General features: G+C 71.5%; 12 protein-coding genes. 10 read left to right on the top strand and 2 right to left on the bottom strand.

Annotated features, from left to right (window positions below; translation table 11 throughout):
• Positions 1 to 1317, bottom strand: a complete 1317-nt coding sequence (locus tag ACZ7G1_RS05440) for a polysialyltransferase family glycosyltransferase (RefSeq protein ID WP_470877734.1) — start codon at positions 1315 to 1317, stop codon at positions 1 to 3.
• Complete coding sequence (locus tag ACZ7G1_RS05435; protein WP_470877735.1) at positions 1314 to 2360, bottom strand: glycosyltransferase family 2 protein; 1047 nt, start codon at positions 2358 to 2360, stop codon at positions 1314 to 1316. The genes ACZ7G1_RS05440 and ACZ7G1_RS05435 overlap by 4 nt, the downstream gene beginning before the upstream one ends.
• A gap of 219 nt (positions 2361 to 2579) precedes the next feature.
• Here ACZ7G1_RS05435 and ACZ7G1_RS05430 point away from each other — a divergent pair, with 219 nt between their 5' ends.
• The 10 genes from ACZ7G1_RS05430 (at position 2580) to ACZ7G1_RS05385 (ending at position 14398) form a co-directional block, all read left to right on the top strand.
• Positions 2580 to 3869 carry a DUF6716 putative glycosyltransferase gene (locus ACZ7G1_RS05430; protein WP_470877736.1) on the top strand — a complete coding sequence of 430 codons (1290 nt, stop codon included), beginning with the start codon at positions 2580 to 2582 and terminating at the stop codon, positions 3867 to 3869.
• The gene (locus tag ACZ7G1_RS05425) at positions 3869 to 5089 is read left to right on the top strand and encodes a cytidylyltransferase domain-containing protein (RefSeq protein ID WP_470877737.1); all 1221 of its coding nucleotides are present in this window, start codon (positions 3869 to 3871) and stop codon (positions 5087 to 5089) included. The genes ACZ7G1_RS05430 and ACZ7G1_RS05425 overlap by 1 nt, the downstream gene beginning before the upstream one ends.
• Positions 5090 to 5100: 11 nt before the next feature.
• Entirely contained in the window at positions 5101 to 5994 is an 894-nt protein-coding gene (locus ACZ7G1_RS05420) for an N-acetylneuraminate synthase family protein (RefSeq protein ID WP_470877738.1), read from the top strand.
• Complete coding sequence (locus tag ACZ7G1_RS05415; RefSeq protein WP_470877739.1) at positions 5991 to 7070, top strand: hypothetical protein; 1080 nt, start codon at positions 5991 to 5993, stop codon at positions 7068 to 7070. The genes ACZ7G1_RS05420 and ACZ7G1_RS05415 overlap by 4 nt, the downstream gene beginning before the upstream one ends.
• Before the next feature lie 116 nt (positions 7071 to 7186).
• A complete protein-coding gene (locus ACZ7G1_RS05410; RefSeq protein ID WP_470877740.1) occupies positions 7187 to 8401 on the top strand; it encodes an amidohydrolase in 1215 nt (404 codons plus the stop codon).
• A 345-nt stretch (positions 8402 to 8746) separates the two neighbouring features.
• A complete protein-coding gene (locus ACZ7G1_RS05405) occupies positions 8747 to 9799 on the top strand; it encodes a BMP family lipoprotein (protein ID WP_470877741.1) in 1053 nt (350 codons plus the stop codon).
• A 117-nt stretch (positions 9800 to 9916) separates the two neighbouring features.
• Positions 9917 to 11626 (top strand): ABC transporter ATP-binding protein, encoded by a 1710-nt coding sequence (locus ACZ7G1_RS05400; RefSeq protein WP_470877742.1) that lies wholly within the window; start codon positions 9917 to 9919, stop codon positions 11624 to 11626.
• Positions 11623 to 12747 carry an ABC transporter permease gene (locus ACZ7G1_RS05395; RefSeq protein WP_376442820.1) on the top strand — a complete coding sequence of 375 codons (1125 nt, stop codon included), beginning with the start codon at positions 11623 to 11625 and terminating at the stop codon, positions 12745 to 12747. Before ACZ7G1_RS05400 ends, ACZ7G1_RS05395 begins: the two co-directional genes overlap by 4 nt.
• Positions 12744 to 14006 (top strand): ABC transporter permease, encoded by a 1263-nt coding sequence (locus ACZ7G1_RS05390; protein WP_470877743.1) that lies wholly within the window; start codon positions 12744 to 12746, stop codon positions 14004 to 14006. The genes ACZ7G1_RS05395 and ACZ7G1_RS05390 overlap by 4 nt, the downstream gene beginning before the upstream one ends.
• Positions 14003 to 14398 carry a cytidine deaminase gene (locus ACZ7G1_RS05385; RefSeq protein ID WP_470877744.1) on the top strand — a complete coding sequence of 132 codons (396 nt, stop codon included), beginning with the start codon at positions 14003 to 14005 and terminating at the stop codon, positions 14396 to 14398. Before ACZ7G1_RS05390 ends, ACZ7G1_RS05385 begins: the two co-directional genes overlap by 4 nt.
• The last annotated feature ends 53 nt before the right edge of the window (positions 14399 to 14451 follow it).

The following is a 14451-nucleotide window of genomic DNA, read 5'->3' as shown; positions in this document are numbered from 1 at the left end:
CTAGCGCTTCAGCGCCTTGCGCAGCCGCAGGGCGCGCCGGGCGAGCCGGCGGACCTTCGGGTGGCGGGGGAGCGGGAGGCCGCCGGGGAGGTTGAGGACGGTGAGGCGGCGGCGGGTGAAGTGGTGCCGGGTGGCGGCGGCCAGCGGGCCCGACAGGTGCCGTACCGCCGCCTCCCGCAGCTCGGGCCTGATCTTCGGCTGCATGGCGAAGCCGACCGCCGCCACCAGGTCGTTCAGCTGCTCCGTACCGATCCCGGGCTCCTCGTCCGAGGCCTCAAGGGGCGGGACGACCGCGTCCACGACGGTCAGCGGGACGCGGTTGCTGTTCTGGTACGGGGTGAGGCGTTCGAGCAGGGCGCGGGTGCCGACCCGGGCGACCGGCAGGCCGTAGAAGGTGCGCGCCGTCAGGAGCGCGGTGGAGAAGCAGCCGACGACGAGGGCGGGCCGCAGTTCGCGGTAGAGCACCTCGGCGAGCACGGGCCGGTCCTCGACGGTCAGTTCGGCGCCCAGCGCCTCCGCCGCGCGCACCAGCGTCCGCGACCAGGCGTCCGGGGCCATCGGGTGCGGTTTGAAGACGAGCCGCCGGTGGCCGCGGGCGACCGCGCCCCTGACCATCCGCAGATGCAGCTCCTCCTCCTCGGCGGCGGTCAGCAGGTCGAGCGCGGCGAGGTACTGGCCGAGGAGCAGCGCAGGACCCTCGGCCTCCGCGGCCCCCGGTCCGCCGTCCGCCAGCTCCTCGACGCACCGGGTGAACGCCTCCGCCGGTACGTCCTCCGCCGTCGCCCCGAACTCGGCGAGCAGCAGCGGGGTGAGCCCCGGCACGAGGTCCAGGTGGAGCAGCCGGCGCACGCGTCCGCCGATCAGCGGGTCGATCTTGTTGCGGGTCGGCCCGTAGCTCATGAGGCCGTCCGCGTAGACGGTGATCGGTGCGTCGGGCAGCAGCTGGGCGATGGCGAGCGCGGGCGTCACCTGGAGGGATTCCAGGGCGAGTTCGATGCGGTCGTCGCCGAGCCCCCAGATCCGGCGCAGATGGCGCTGGAGGAGCGGGAGGTCGCTCGCGCGGGGCGTCCAGCCGCTCGGGTGCAGCGGGGAGATCGTCTCGTTCCAGGACAGTACGGCGTCGAAGCGGCCGCGCAGCCGGGCGAAGCCCTCCGCCTCGTCCAGGGCGGGGGTGGTCTCGGGGACGGGCGCGTTGTGGGTGACCAGGAGGATCCGCCGGTCGGCGGGCCCGAAGCGTCCGCTGTCGAGGGCGGCGGCCAGCGTCACCGCCCCGTAGAGGGTGGAGGCGCAGAAGATCTGGGTGGTCCGCCCGCTCATGCCGCCACCTCCGCGCGGGCCGCGTCGGCACCGGAGGTCGTACCGGCACCGGAGGTCGGCCCCGGTGTCGGGCCCGGCGGCGGGGCGGGGCGGCGCCTGCGGATCCGGCGCAGGGTGGCGGCGCGGTCCGGGCCCATCGCGGGCAGGACCTCGTCGAGGACGTCCTGCGGCATCCTGCGCAGCGCGCCCGCGCTCATCGCCTTGAGCTGCCGTGCGACCTCGGGCTCGAATCGTCCGATCGACCCGATGTGATGGGAAATCACCGCGCAATAGGTGCGGACGGCTTTCGGGAGAAGAAGATCGGCATCGCGGTCCCGTGCCGTTTCTTCGATCACCTGGTCGAATGCGCGGATGAAATCCAATTGTCTTACATCGCCGATCTGGGTGAGCGAGGTCGAAACGCCCCGCCGGTAGAAAACGCCGAGTCCGCTGATCGCCGCGAACGATTCCGCCTCGCGGTGCAGCCGCCAGATCCACGGCCGGTCCTCGGCCGTCCGCAGGCCGTGCGTGAAGTGCAGGAGCCCCCGGTCGAGGAGCCGCCGGTGGTAGATCCCCGCCCAGGCGTACGGGTAGTCGACGGAGGTCGTGCGGTGCGCCGGCAGGATCGCGTCCCGGGGGGCCAGGACCTCGCCGCGGCGCGGGACCGGCGCCTGCCGCACCGCGCGGTCCCGCCCGGTGACCGAGACGTGGTCGGTGCGGACGAAGTCGCAGCCCAGTTCCTCGGCGGCGGCCACCAGGCGCCCGTAATGGCCGGGGGCCAGCCAGTCGTCGCCGTCGAGGAAGGCGACGTACTCGCCGCGGGCCGCGTCGAGGCCGGTGTTGCGCGCCGTGGCGAGGCCCTCGTTCCGCTCGTGCCTGATCAGGACGGCACCCGGCAGCTCGCGCGCGGCGCGTTCGAGGAGCTCCGGGGTCCCGTCCGAAGAGCAGTCGTCGACCAGCAGGAACTCGAAGTCCTCCCGCGCGTTGGCCCGCAGGCTCGTGAGGGTGTCGGGGGCATATGTCTGCACGTTGAAGAACGGCACGACGACGGAGAGCTTGACCACCCGGCCGACGTTAGGGGCCGACCCGGCATTCCCACCGACCGGCGGGGGGATGTTCGGTGAACGCCGAGAGGCGGGCGGATTAACCACCTTTACCGGCAGGGAAATCAGGCCTCAAGACGTCCGGAAATCGGGCCGCTTCAGAAGTCGGAGAGGCTCTGTTCACCCTTTGTTGCGGCCCAGTTGGGACGGAAAGCGGAATGCCCTTCTAGCGTCCTCGGCGTGCAAGGAAGCAACAGCGAAGCGGTACGGACCGCCGTACTCGCCGACTCCGACACCCGGTGGAAATGGGGCGCCCTCACCGCGCGCCGCATCACCACGGCGACCGCCGAACCCGCCGGATTCGTCCTGCGCGGACGGGCCACGCCCACCACCCGCCAGCTCGCCGAGACCGGCGTGTCCGAGACCGCCCCGCGCGAGGTCACGGGCGCGGAGTTCCTGCGCGCGGTACGGGACGCGGAAGCGCGCGGCGAGGGATACGACGTCCTCGTCCTCGCCCTCGTCGGCGGCACCGTACGGGCCGTCCTCCAGGGCCTGGCCGACCTCGGCCTGAAGCGGCGCCCGGTCATCGTCACCGGCTACGTCGGCGTCGTCTACGAGAAGCTGACCGACGGCCTCCTGCTGCGCCACGGCGCCGACGTCGTCCTCGCCAACTCCCGGCACGACGCCGAACGCTTCCGCGCCGTTTACGCGGGCGTCGGCGCCGGCACCGAGTCGGTCGTCGAGGCCGCCCTGCCCTTCCTCGGCGGAGCCCCGTACACCCCCCGGAGCGGCCGCGACACCCTGGTCTTCGCCGCCCAGCCGTCCGTCCCCGCCACCCGCGCCGAACGCGCCTACGTACTAAGGCGGTTGATCGAGCACGCCCGGCTCCACCCCGGCCGCGAGGTACTGCTCAAGCTCCGCTCCAAGCCCGGCGAACACACCACGCACCTGGAGGAGTTCCCCTTCCAGAAGCTGGTCCGCGAACTCGAACCGCCCGCCAACTTCCGTCTCGTGTACGGACACATGGGCGAAGTCCTCGACCGCACCGACCTCCTGGTCACCGTCTCCTCCACCGCCGCGCTCGAAGCCCTGCACCGCCGCATCCCCACCGCGATCCTCACCGACCTCGGGGTCCGCGAGGCGCTCGGCAACCACCACTTCGTCGGCTCCGGCCTGCTGACCTCCTTCGACCGGCTCGACAAGGGGCCCGCCCCGGCACCCGACGACACCTGGCTCGCCCGGCAGGGCGTCGCCTCCGACAGCCCGTACGAAACGGCCTTCGACGCCGCCCGCGCACGGGTCGCCGCACTCCTCGCGCTCCCCGCCCTGCCCCCCGTCACCCCCTACTACACGGCGGAGACGGCCCCCGGCTACCTGCCCGGCATCCTCGCCCGCCACCGCCTCGACATCACCGCGCCGGAGCCCCGCGAGAGCGGCCTGCGCCGGATCGTCCGGGAGGCCGCGCGGGGCGCGTACCGCCACGGCGTCCAGCGCGTCGCCCCCGTCATCCGCCGCCTGGGAGAACTCTGATGACACCGCACGCCACCCCGCCCACCGTGCTCGCCGTCATCCCCGCCCGGGGCGGCTCCAAGGGCGTCCCCGCCAAGAACCTCGCCCCGGTGGCCGGCGTCCCGCTCGTCGCCCGCGCCGTCCACGCCTGCCTCGGCGCCCGCCCGGTCACCCACGTCCTGGTCTCCACCGACGACCCCGCCATCGCCGCGGCCGCCCGCACCGCCGGCGCCGAGGCCGTGCACCGGCCCGCCGCGATCGCCGGCGACACCGCCACCAGCGAGGCGGCCGTCCTGCACGCCATGGACGCCTTCGAGGCCACCCACGGCCGCCCGGCCGACGTCGTCCTCCTCGTCCAGTGCACCAGCCCCTTCCTGACCTCCGCCGAAGTCGCCGAGACCGCCGAGCGGATCACCACGGGCGCCGCCGACACCGCCTTCACCGCCGCCCCCTCGCACGGCTTCCTCTGGCGCGACCCCGAGGACAGCCCGACCGGAGCCACCGGCGTCAACCACGACAAGGCGCACCGCCCCCGCCGCCAGGACCGCGCACCCGAGTACCTGGAGACCGGCGCCGTCTACGCCATGGACGCGACCGGCTTCCGTACCCACGGACACCGCTTCTTCGGCCGCACCGCGCTCGTCGTCACCGACCCCGCCCGGGTCCTGGAGATCGACGACCCGCACGACCTCGCCCGCGCCAAGGCCCTCGCCCCGCTCCTCGACGAACCCGCCACCCCCGGCTTCGCCGACATCGACGCGGTCGTCCTCGACTTCGACGGCACCCAGACCGACGACCGGGTCCACCTTGACGCCGAGGGCCGCGAGTTCGTCTCCGCACACCGCGGCGACGGCCTCGGCATCGCTGCCCTGCGCCGCGCCGGCCTCCCCGTCCTCATCCTCTCCACCGAACAGAACGCCGTCGTCGCCGCCCGCGCCCGCAAGCTCAGGATCCCCGTCCTGCACGGCATCGACCGCAAGGACCGGGCCCTCAAGGAGTGGTGCGACGCCGAGGGCATCGACCCCCAGCGCGTCCTCTACGCCGGCAACGACGTCAACGACCTGCCCTGCTTCCACCTCGTCGGCTGGCCCGTCGCCGTGAGCAGCGCCCACGACTCCGTACGGGCCGCCGCCCGCGCGGTCACCGTCACCCCCGGCGGCGCAGGAGCGATCCGCGAGATCGCCGCCTGGCTCCTCGGACCCGAGCTCGACACCCCCGCACGCACCACCACCGACTCGTAAGGAACGGCACCATGAACACCCGTCTGCGCACCTTCGGCGAGAAGACCGCCGGCCCCGGCCGCCCCGTCTACATCACCGGCGAGATCGGCATCAACCACAACGGCGAGCTCGACAACGCCCTCGCGCTCATCGACGTCGCCGCCGAGGCCGGCTGCGACGCCGTCAAGTTCCAGAAGCGCACCCCGGAGATCTGCACCCCGCGCGACCAGTGGGACATCGAACGCGACACCCCCTGGGGCCGCATGACGTACATCGACTACCGCCACCGCGTGGAGTTCGGCGAGGACGAGTACCGCGCCATCGACGAGCACTGCAGGAAGCGCGGCATCGACTGGTTCGCCTCCCCGTGGGACACCGAGGCCGTCGCCTTCCTGGAGAAGTTCGACGTCCCCGCCCACAAGGTCGCCTCCGCCTCCCTCACCGACGACGAGCTGCTCCGCGAGCTGCGCGCCACCGGCCGCACGGTCATCCTCTCCACCGGCATGTCCACCCCGAAGCAGATCCGGCACGCCGTTGAGGTCCTCGGCTCGGACAACATCCTGCTCTGTCACGCCACCTCGACCTACCCGGCCAAGGCCGAGGAGCTCAACCTCCGCGTCATCCAGACGCTCCAGGAGGAGTACCCGAACGTCCCGATCGGCTACTCCGGCCACGAGACCGGCCTCCAGACCACCCTCGCCGCCGTCGCCCTCGGCGCCGCCTTCGTCGAGCGCCACATCACCCTCGACCGCGCCATGTGGGGCTCCGACCAGGCCGCCTCCGTCGAGCCGCAGGGCCTCCAGCGCCTCGTCCGCGACATCCGCACCATCGAGACCGCGCTCGGCGACGGCATCAAGAAGGTCTACGAGTCCGAGCTCGGCCCCATGAAGAAGCTCCGCCGGGTCCAGGGGCTCGTCGCCGCATGACCGGGCAGCTGGCGTTCGTCGAGAGCCCCGTCCAGCTCCTCAACGTCCTGGAATGGGCGCACGCCCAGACGCCCGCCGGCGACCCCGCCGCCCAGGCGCCCCTCACGGTCGTCGTCCTCTCGCCGACCGACCCCATGTCCCGCGGCCAGCTGCGCCGGATGGCACAGCTGGCCCGCGACGAGGGCCTCACCGTCCGGTGGCAGGAGGCCCGCGGCGGCCGGGGGGCGCTGGTGCGCACCCTGCGCGGGCTCTCCGGCCCGCTGCGGTCGGCGGAGCGGGTGATCATCGGAGACCCCTTCTCGCGGTACGTCCAGCTGCTCCTGTCCCTCTTCGCCCCCCGCCATCTGACGGTGGTCGACGACGGCACCGCCACCATGGAGTTCGCCGCCCAGCTCGGCCGCGGCGAGCGCCTGGTGCGCTGGCACCGCAAGGGGAACCTGGGCCCGCGCGAGCTGGTGCTCTTCCCGGTGACCTCGCTGGCCCGTCGCAGGCTCGCCCCGGCCCGCGGCCGCAGCGTCGAGGTCTTCACCTCGCTGCCCGTCGACGCCCCGGCGGGCCTGACGGTCACCGAGAACTCCTTCGCCTGGACCCGGAGCCGCTTCGGCCCGCCGCGGCTCACCAAGGGCGCCGACCTGGTCGGCACCTCGCTGGTCGAGACGGGCGTGGTCGACGCCGACCACTACGCCCGGGTGGTGGGCGAGCTGGCCGGTACCCACGGCGCCACCCGCTACTTCGCGCACCGCAGGGAGAGCGCCGAGAAGCTGCACCGGATCGCCGTCGACACCGGCCTCCAGGTGGTCAGGCCCGACCTGCCGCTGGAGCTGATCGCCCGGCGCGGCCCGATCGGGCGCACCGTGGTCAGCTTCCCCTCCACGGTCGTGCACACCCTGCCGCTGGCCCTCGCCGGTACGGGCGTGAAGGTGGCCGTCTGCGAGATCGCGCCCGAGTGGCTGCGGGAGAGCGCCTCACCCCGCGCCCAGGGCTTCCTGTCCGTCGTGACGGGCACGGCCGCCCACGAGGTCGACCGGCTGACCACCCGCGCGGCCTCGCCCGCCGACCGGCTCGAATTCGGCTGAGCGTACCCACATGGAAGGGCCTTCATGCCGGGCAAACCGAGATTCTTTCCCCTAACGGGCTGAACTTTTCGTGATCAACGGGCAGTTGACCTCTCCACGGGCCTACCCTTCAAAGGGTGAACCAGTTGAAGTCCCGTGAGCCAGGCTCCGTCACCCTGCCCGGAACGCTGTCCGCAACCCTGCGCGCCGAACTGATCGCCTTCCGCAGGGACTTGCACATGCACCCCGAGCTCGGGAACCAGGAGTTCCGTACGACCGCCGCGCTCAAGGCCCGTCTGGAGGCGGCCGGTCTCGCGCCGAAGGTCCTCCCGACCGGCACCGGGCTCATCTGTGACATCGGCAGCCGCCGCCGCGACCACCCCATGCTCGCGATCCGCGCCGACCTCGACGCGCTGCCCATCCCCGACGTGAAGACCGTCGCCTACCGCTCCACCGTGGCCAACCGCGCCCACGCCTGCGGACACGACGTCCACACCACCACGGTCCTCGGCGCCGGCCTCGTCCTCGCCGAGCTCGACCGGCAGGGCGCGCTGCCCAACGCCGTGCGGCTGATCTTCCAGCCCGCCGAGGAAGTCCTGCCCGGCGGCGCGGCCGACGCGGTCGAGGCCGGGGTCCTGGACGGCGTGGGCCGGATCATCGCCGTGCACTGCGACCCCCGGGTGGACGCCGGGAAGATCGGGCTCCGGGTCGGCCCGATCACCTCCGCCTGCGACCGCCTCGAAGTCACCCTCGACGGCCCCGGCGGCCACACCGCCCGCCCGCACCTCACCACCGACCTCGTGACCGCCGCCGCCCGGGTCGCCACCGACGTCCCCGCCGTCCTGGCCCGCCGCGTCGACGCCCGCTCCGGGCTCTCGGTCACCTGGGGCCGCATCGAATCCGGCCACGCCCCCAACGTCATCCCGCAGCACGCGGAGCTCTCCGGCACCGTCCGCTGCCTCGACCTGCCCACCTGGCGCGAGGCGCCCGACCTGGTCCACGCCGCCATCGACGAGATCGCGACCCTGCACCGGGCCAAGTCCACCGTCACCTACGTGCGGGGCGTCCCCCCGGTCGTCAACGACGCGGGCGTCACCGAACTGCTGCACGACGCCATGGCCGCCCGCCGGGGCCCCCACTCCGTCGAGGACACCGAGCAGAGCCTCGGCGGCGAGGACTTCTCCTGGTACCTGGAGCACGTCCCCGGCGCCATGGCCCGCCTCGGCGTCCGCACCCCCGGCGACACCCGCGTCCGCGACCTCCACGCCGGCGACTTCGACGTCGACGAGCGCTGCATCGACGCCGGCGTCGAACTCTTCACCGCCGCCGCCCTCCTCCACCCCACCCACTGACCCGCCCGGCCCCCGGCGTCACCCCGCCGGGGGCCGGTGATCAATGCCACGCCCGCGCGGTGATCAACGCCACGCCGGAGGCGTTGAAATCCGGCCGGACGCCGCACTCAGCCGTCCGGCCCAGAGTGCGGCGTGTCTCGGTTCCGGGGTCTCCCCAACGCGCCTACCGGGCTGTATAACCGGCGGTACCGGGCCGAACGCCCCCGGTCGCCTCGACTGGCCGGTTCGCGACGATCCGATAACGACTCATGAACGGGTCTTTAACTGACATCTACGCGCGTTACGATCGCCGCGAAACCAGCGCCGGAAGAGGCGCTTTCGGTCAGTCTTGAAGGGACCCTCCTCTTGCGCCGGATCACCAGGATCACGACCGTGGGCATCGCCTCCGCGGCGCTCGCGCTTTCCGCCACCGCCTGTGGCAAGTCGTCCAACGACTCGGGCTCCGGCTCGGACTCGAAGGCGACGAAGGCCGCCATCGCGTACGACATCGGCGGCCGCGGCGACCAGTCCTTCAACGACGCCGCCTACGCGGGTCTGAAGAAGGCCGAGGACGAGCTGGGCGTCAAGGGCGCCGAGGCCGAGCCGTCGGCCGGCGAGGGTGACGCCGACAAGGTGCAGCGCCTCACCGCGCTCGCCCGCGCCGGCAACAACCCGGTCATCGGTGTCGGCTTCGCCTACGCCCCGGCGATCGAGAAGGTCGCGAAGGCGTACCCGAAGACCACCTTCGGCATCATCGACGACACCTCGAAGACCGGCCCGAACATCGCCAACCTGGTCTTCAACGAGGAGCAGGGCTCCTACCTGGCCGGCGTCGCCGCCGCCAAGGCCTCCAAGACCGGCACCGTCGGCTTCATCGGTGGCGTCGAGGTCCCGCTGATCAAGAAGTTCGAGGCGGGCTTCGCGCAGGGCGTCAAGGACACCAACCCCAAGGCGAAGGTGCTCGTCCAGTACCTGACCCAGCCGCCGAACTTCGACGGTTTCGCCAAGCCCGACCTGGGCAAGGCCGCCGCGCAGGGCCAGCTCGACAAGGGCGCCGACGTGATCTACGCCGCCGCCGGTCTCGCCGGCTCCGGCGCGATCGAGGCCGCCTCCACCGCGGGCAAGTGGGCCATCGGCGTCGACTCCGACCAGTACAACCAGGCGGGTCTGGCCAAGTACAAGAACCAGATCCTGACCTCGGTCACCAAGGACGTCTCCGACTCCGTCTTCAACCTGATCAAGTCGGTCAAGGACGGCAAGCCGCAGTCCGGTGAGGTCCGCTACGGCCTCGCGACGGACGGCGTCGGCCTGGCCGACTCCAACCCGGCGTACGTCAAGATGACCGACGTCACCGCCGCTGTGGCGAAGGCGAAGAAGGACATCGTCGACGGCAAGATCACGGTCAAGACCGCTCCGTAAGGACCGCAGGTCACGACCTGAACCCGGGCCCGGCGTCCGGTGGCACCGTCCACCGGGCCCGGGCCTGGGTCCCATTCCCGTACGGGTTTTCACTTTTCGGCAGCGCTACGCGTGTAGATGTCTCCCTGGCACGATAACTTCGCCCCGCCCTGCCTCCCCGCTCCCACTCCTTCCGGCCAAGGAGAGTGCGTCATCAACGCGTCCAGCCCCCCTGCCGTAGAACTTCACGGCATCACCAAGCGGTTCCCCGGCGTCGTCGCCAACAAGGACATCGCGATCACGGTCCGCAAGGGCACCGTGCACGCCCTCATCGGCGAGAACGGTGCCGGCAAGTCGACCCTCATGAAGATCCTCTACGGCATGCAGAAGCCGGACGAGGGCACCATCGCCATCGACGGCGAGCAGGTCACCTTCTCCAGCCCCGGTGACGCCATCGCGCGCGGCATCGGCATGGTGCACCAGCACTTCATGCTCGCCGACAACCTCACCGTCCTGGAGAACGTCGTCCTCGGCGGCGAGAAGCTCTACGGCATCGGCGCCAAGGCGCGGAAGAAGATCCTGGAGATCTCCGACCAGTACGGCCTCGGGGTCCGCCCCGACGCCCTCGTCGAGGACCTCGGAGTCGCCGACCGCCAGCGCGTGGAGATCCTCAAGGTCCTCTACCGCGGCGCCCGCATCCTCATCCTCGACGAGCCGACCGCCGTCCTCGTCCCGCAGGAGGTCGACGCGCTCTTCGACAACCTGCGCGAGCTCAAGTCCGAGGGCCTGACCGTCATCTTCATCTCGCACAAGCTGGGCGAGGTCCTGAAGGTCGCCGACGACATCACCGTCATCCGCCGGGGCACCACGGTCGGCACCGCCGACCCGAAGACCGCCACCACCAAGCAGCTCGCCGAGCTGATGGTCGGCAGCGAGCTGCCCTCGCCGGAGACCCGCGAGTCGACCGTCACCGACGTGCCGATGCTCCAGGTCGCGAACCTGACCCTGGTCGAGAGCGGCGCCACCGGCGCCCCGCTGACCACGGCCGCCCCCGCCGACCCGTCGAAGGCCGTCACGGTCCACGAGGAGGTCACGGCCGGCCGCAAGCTCCTCGACGACATCTCGCTCACCATCCACAAGGGCGAGATCCTCGGCATCGCCGGCGTCGAGGGCAACGGCCAGACCGAGCTCATCGAGGCCCTGATGGGCATGTGCACCCCGGACGCGGGTGTCATCAGCCTCGACGGCCAGGACATCTCCAAGGTCTCGGTGCGCAAGCGCCGCGAGGGCGGCATCGGCTACATCCCCGAGGACCGCCACCGCCACGGCCTGCTCCTCGAAGCCCCGCTCTGGGAGAACCGCATCCTCGGTCACGTCACCGAGCAGCCCAACTCCAAGCGCGGCATCCTCGACCCGAAGGCCGCCCGCAAGGACACCGAGCGGATCGTCCGCGAGTACGACGTCCGGACCCCCGGCATCGACGTCACCGCGGCCTCCCTCTCCGGCGGCAACCAGCAGAAGCTGATCGTCGGCCGCGAGATGAGCCACGCCCCGAAGTTCCTGATCGCCGCCCACCCCACCCGCGGTGTGGACGTCGGCGCGCAGGCGCAGATCTGGGACGCGATCCGGGACGCCCGCCGCGAGGGCCTGGCGGTCCTGCTGATCTCCGCCGACCTCGACGAGCTGATCGGCCTCTCCGACACCCTCCGGGTCATGTACCGCGGCAAGCTCGTCGCGGACGCCGACCCCGCCACCATCACGCCCGAGGAGCTGGGATCCGCCATGACCGGCGCGGCCACCGGCCACCTCGAAGGCACCGAGCAGTCCGAAGACGGTGACGCCCGATGATGAAATTCGACAAGGACAAGCTGATCATCGGGGCCGCCGGCCCGGTGCTCGCGCTCGTCTCCTCGTTCGTCCTCACCGTCCTGGTGCTGCTCGCGACGGGTCTCGACCCGATCGAGCCGATCCGGCTGATGATCGAGAACGCCGAGTACACGGACATCCAGGTACTGATCGTCAACCAGACGGGCATCTACTACCTGGCCGCCCTGGCCGTCGCCATCGGCTTCCGGATGAACCTCTTCAACATCGGCGTCGACGGTCAGTACCGTCTCGCGGCGATGGTCTCGGCCCTCGTCGGCGCCTCCGTCGAGCTCCCCGGCCCGCTGCACATCCTGCTCATCGTGCTCGTCGCGATGCTGACGGGTGCCTTCTGGTCCGGCATCGCCGGTCTCCTCAAGACCACCCGGGGCGTCTCCGAGGTCGTCTCGACGATCATGCTGAACGCCATCGCGACCTCCCTGGTCGCCTGGCTGATCCTGCCGAAGAACTTCGGCGTCCAGCCCGAGGGCTCGAACAACCTCACCACCGGTGAGATCTCCGAGTCCGGCTGGTTCCCCGGCATCGACATGGGCGAGGGCAACGGAGTCATCTACGGCTTCACGTTCGTCGCGCTCGCCCTCGGCGTCGTCTACTGGTTCGTCCTCAACCGCACCCGCTTCGGCTTCGACCTGCGCGCCACCGGCGCCAGCGAGTCCGCCGCGCAGGCCAGCGGCGTCGACGCCAAGCGGATGATCCTCACCTCGATGCTGCTCTCGGGCGCGCTGGCCGGCCTCTCCGGCATGCCGACGCTGCTCGGCGAGTCCCACACGTACAGCCTCGACTTCCCGGTCGGTGTCGGCTTCACCGCCATCACGATCGCCCTGCTCGGCCGTAACCACCCGGTCGGCATCCTCTTCGCGGCCCTGCTCTTCGCGTTCCTCGACAAGGCGTCCTCGTCGCTGGACACCGCGGGTTACCCGAAGGAAATCACCCAGATCATGCAGGGCATCATCGTGATCGCGGTCGTCGTCTCGTACGAGCTCGTCCGCCGTTACGGCCTCCGCCGCCAGCAGCAGAAGGTCGGCGAGGAACTCGCCGCCGGCGGCGCCATCAAGACCGAAGCCGACAAGGAGGTCTCGGCATGAGCACCGGCACTGCCACCAAGCCGAGCGCCGCGCCCAAGGGCGGCGGACGCCAGAAGCTCACCCTGCCGTGGATCATGCTGATCGTCGCGGCCGGTCTCGTCCTCTTCTCGCTGGTCCGGGTCGTCTCCGGCGCGAACGACCTCACCTCCGTCGGTCAGGTCTCCGGCGCGCTCCAGCTCGCCGTCCCGATCGGCCTCGCCGGCCTCGGCGGCCTGTGGGCCGAGCGCGCGGGCGTCGTCAACATCGGCCTCGAAGGCATGATGATCCTCGGCACCTGGTTCGGTGCCTGGGCGGGTTACCAGTGGGGCCCCTGGGTGGGCGTCCTCTTCGGTCTCATCGGCGGCGCGCTCGGCGGCCTGCTGCACGCGATCATCACCGTCACGTTCAACGTGAACCACATCGTCTCCGGTGTGGCGGTCAACATCCTCGCGGTCGGCTTCACGCAGTACCTGTCGAACTTCACCTTCGCCGAGGCCGAGGGCGGCTCCTCGAAGCAGTCCCCGCGCATCGACGAGATCACCCAGATCACGATCCCGGGCTTGTCCGACTGGCTCCAGGACCTCCAGCAGAAGCACTGGTTCCTGATCTCGGACATCGCCGGCATCCTCGGCGGCCTGGTCACCAACCTGTCGCTGCTGACCGTCGTCGCCATCCTGCTCATCCCGGCGACCTGGTGGATCCTGTGGCGCACCGCCTTCGGCCTGCGCCTGCGCTCCTGCGGTGAGAACCCGGTCGCGGCCGAGTCCCTCGGCGTGAACGTCTACAAGTACAAGTACATCGCCGTCGCCACCTCCGGCGCCCTCGCCGGCCTCGGCGGCGCGTTCCTCGCGATCGTCTCCACCGGCATCTACCAGGAGGGCCAGACCGGCGGCCGCGGTTACATCGGTCTCGCCGCGATGATCTTCGGCAACTGGATGCCCGGCGGCATGGCGATGGGCGCGGGCCTCTTCGGCTTCACCGACAGCCTCAAGCTGCGCGGCGGCGCCGAGAACGTCCACGCGCTGCTGCTGCTCGTCGCGGTGCTCCTGGTGATCGCGGCCCTCTGGCAGCTGTACAAGAAGAAGTACGTGGTCGCGGTGGTCTCCGCCGCCTTCTCGGCCGCGTTCTTCCTCTGGTACGCGCTGACCGACGAGGTCCCGAGCCAGTTCGTCGACGCGGCCCCGTACATCACCACCCTGCTCGTGCTGGCCCTCTCGGCTCAGCGCCTGCGGATGCCCAAGGCGGACGGCCTGCCGTACCGGAAGGGCCAGGGCAAGTGACGGCGGCGCCCGACTGGGAGCTGCTCAGGGAGACCGCCCGCGCGGCGATGTCCCGTGCGTACGCCCCGTACTCCGGCTTCCCGGTCGGCGCGGCGGCCCTCGTCGAGGACGGGCGGGTGGTCTCCGGCTGCAACGTGGAGAACGCCTCGTTCGGACTCGGCCTGTGTGCCGAGTGCGGGCTGGTCTCCCAGCTCCAGGCGACCGGCGGCGGCCGTCTGACGCACTTCGTGTGCGTGGACGGCCGGGGCGAGTCCCTCGTCCCGTGCGGCCGCTGCCGGCAGCTCCTGTACGAGTTCGGAGGCGCCGAACTCGTCCTGGAGACGCCCGCCGGGTTCCTGACCCTGGGGGAGATGCTCCCGCAGGCGTTCGGCCCCGAGCACCTCGCCAAGTAAGGCCTCGGAGCGGCCCTTCCGGCACGATGGGAAGGGTCGCTCTCCTTTCCCCT

It is taken from the genome of Streptomyces sp. NPDC037273, assembly GCF_055603625.1.
The sequence above is the reverse complement of the archived record's forward strand: the minus strand, read 5'-3'. Positions and strand labels throughout refer to the sequence as shown.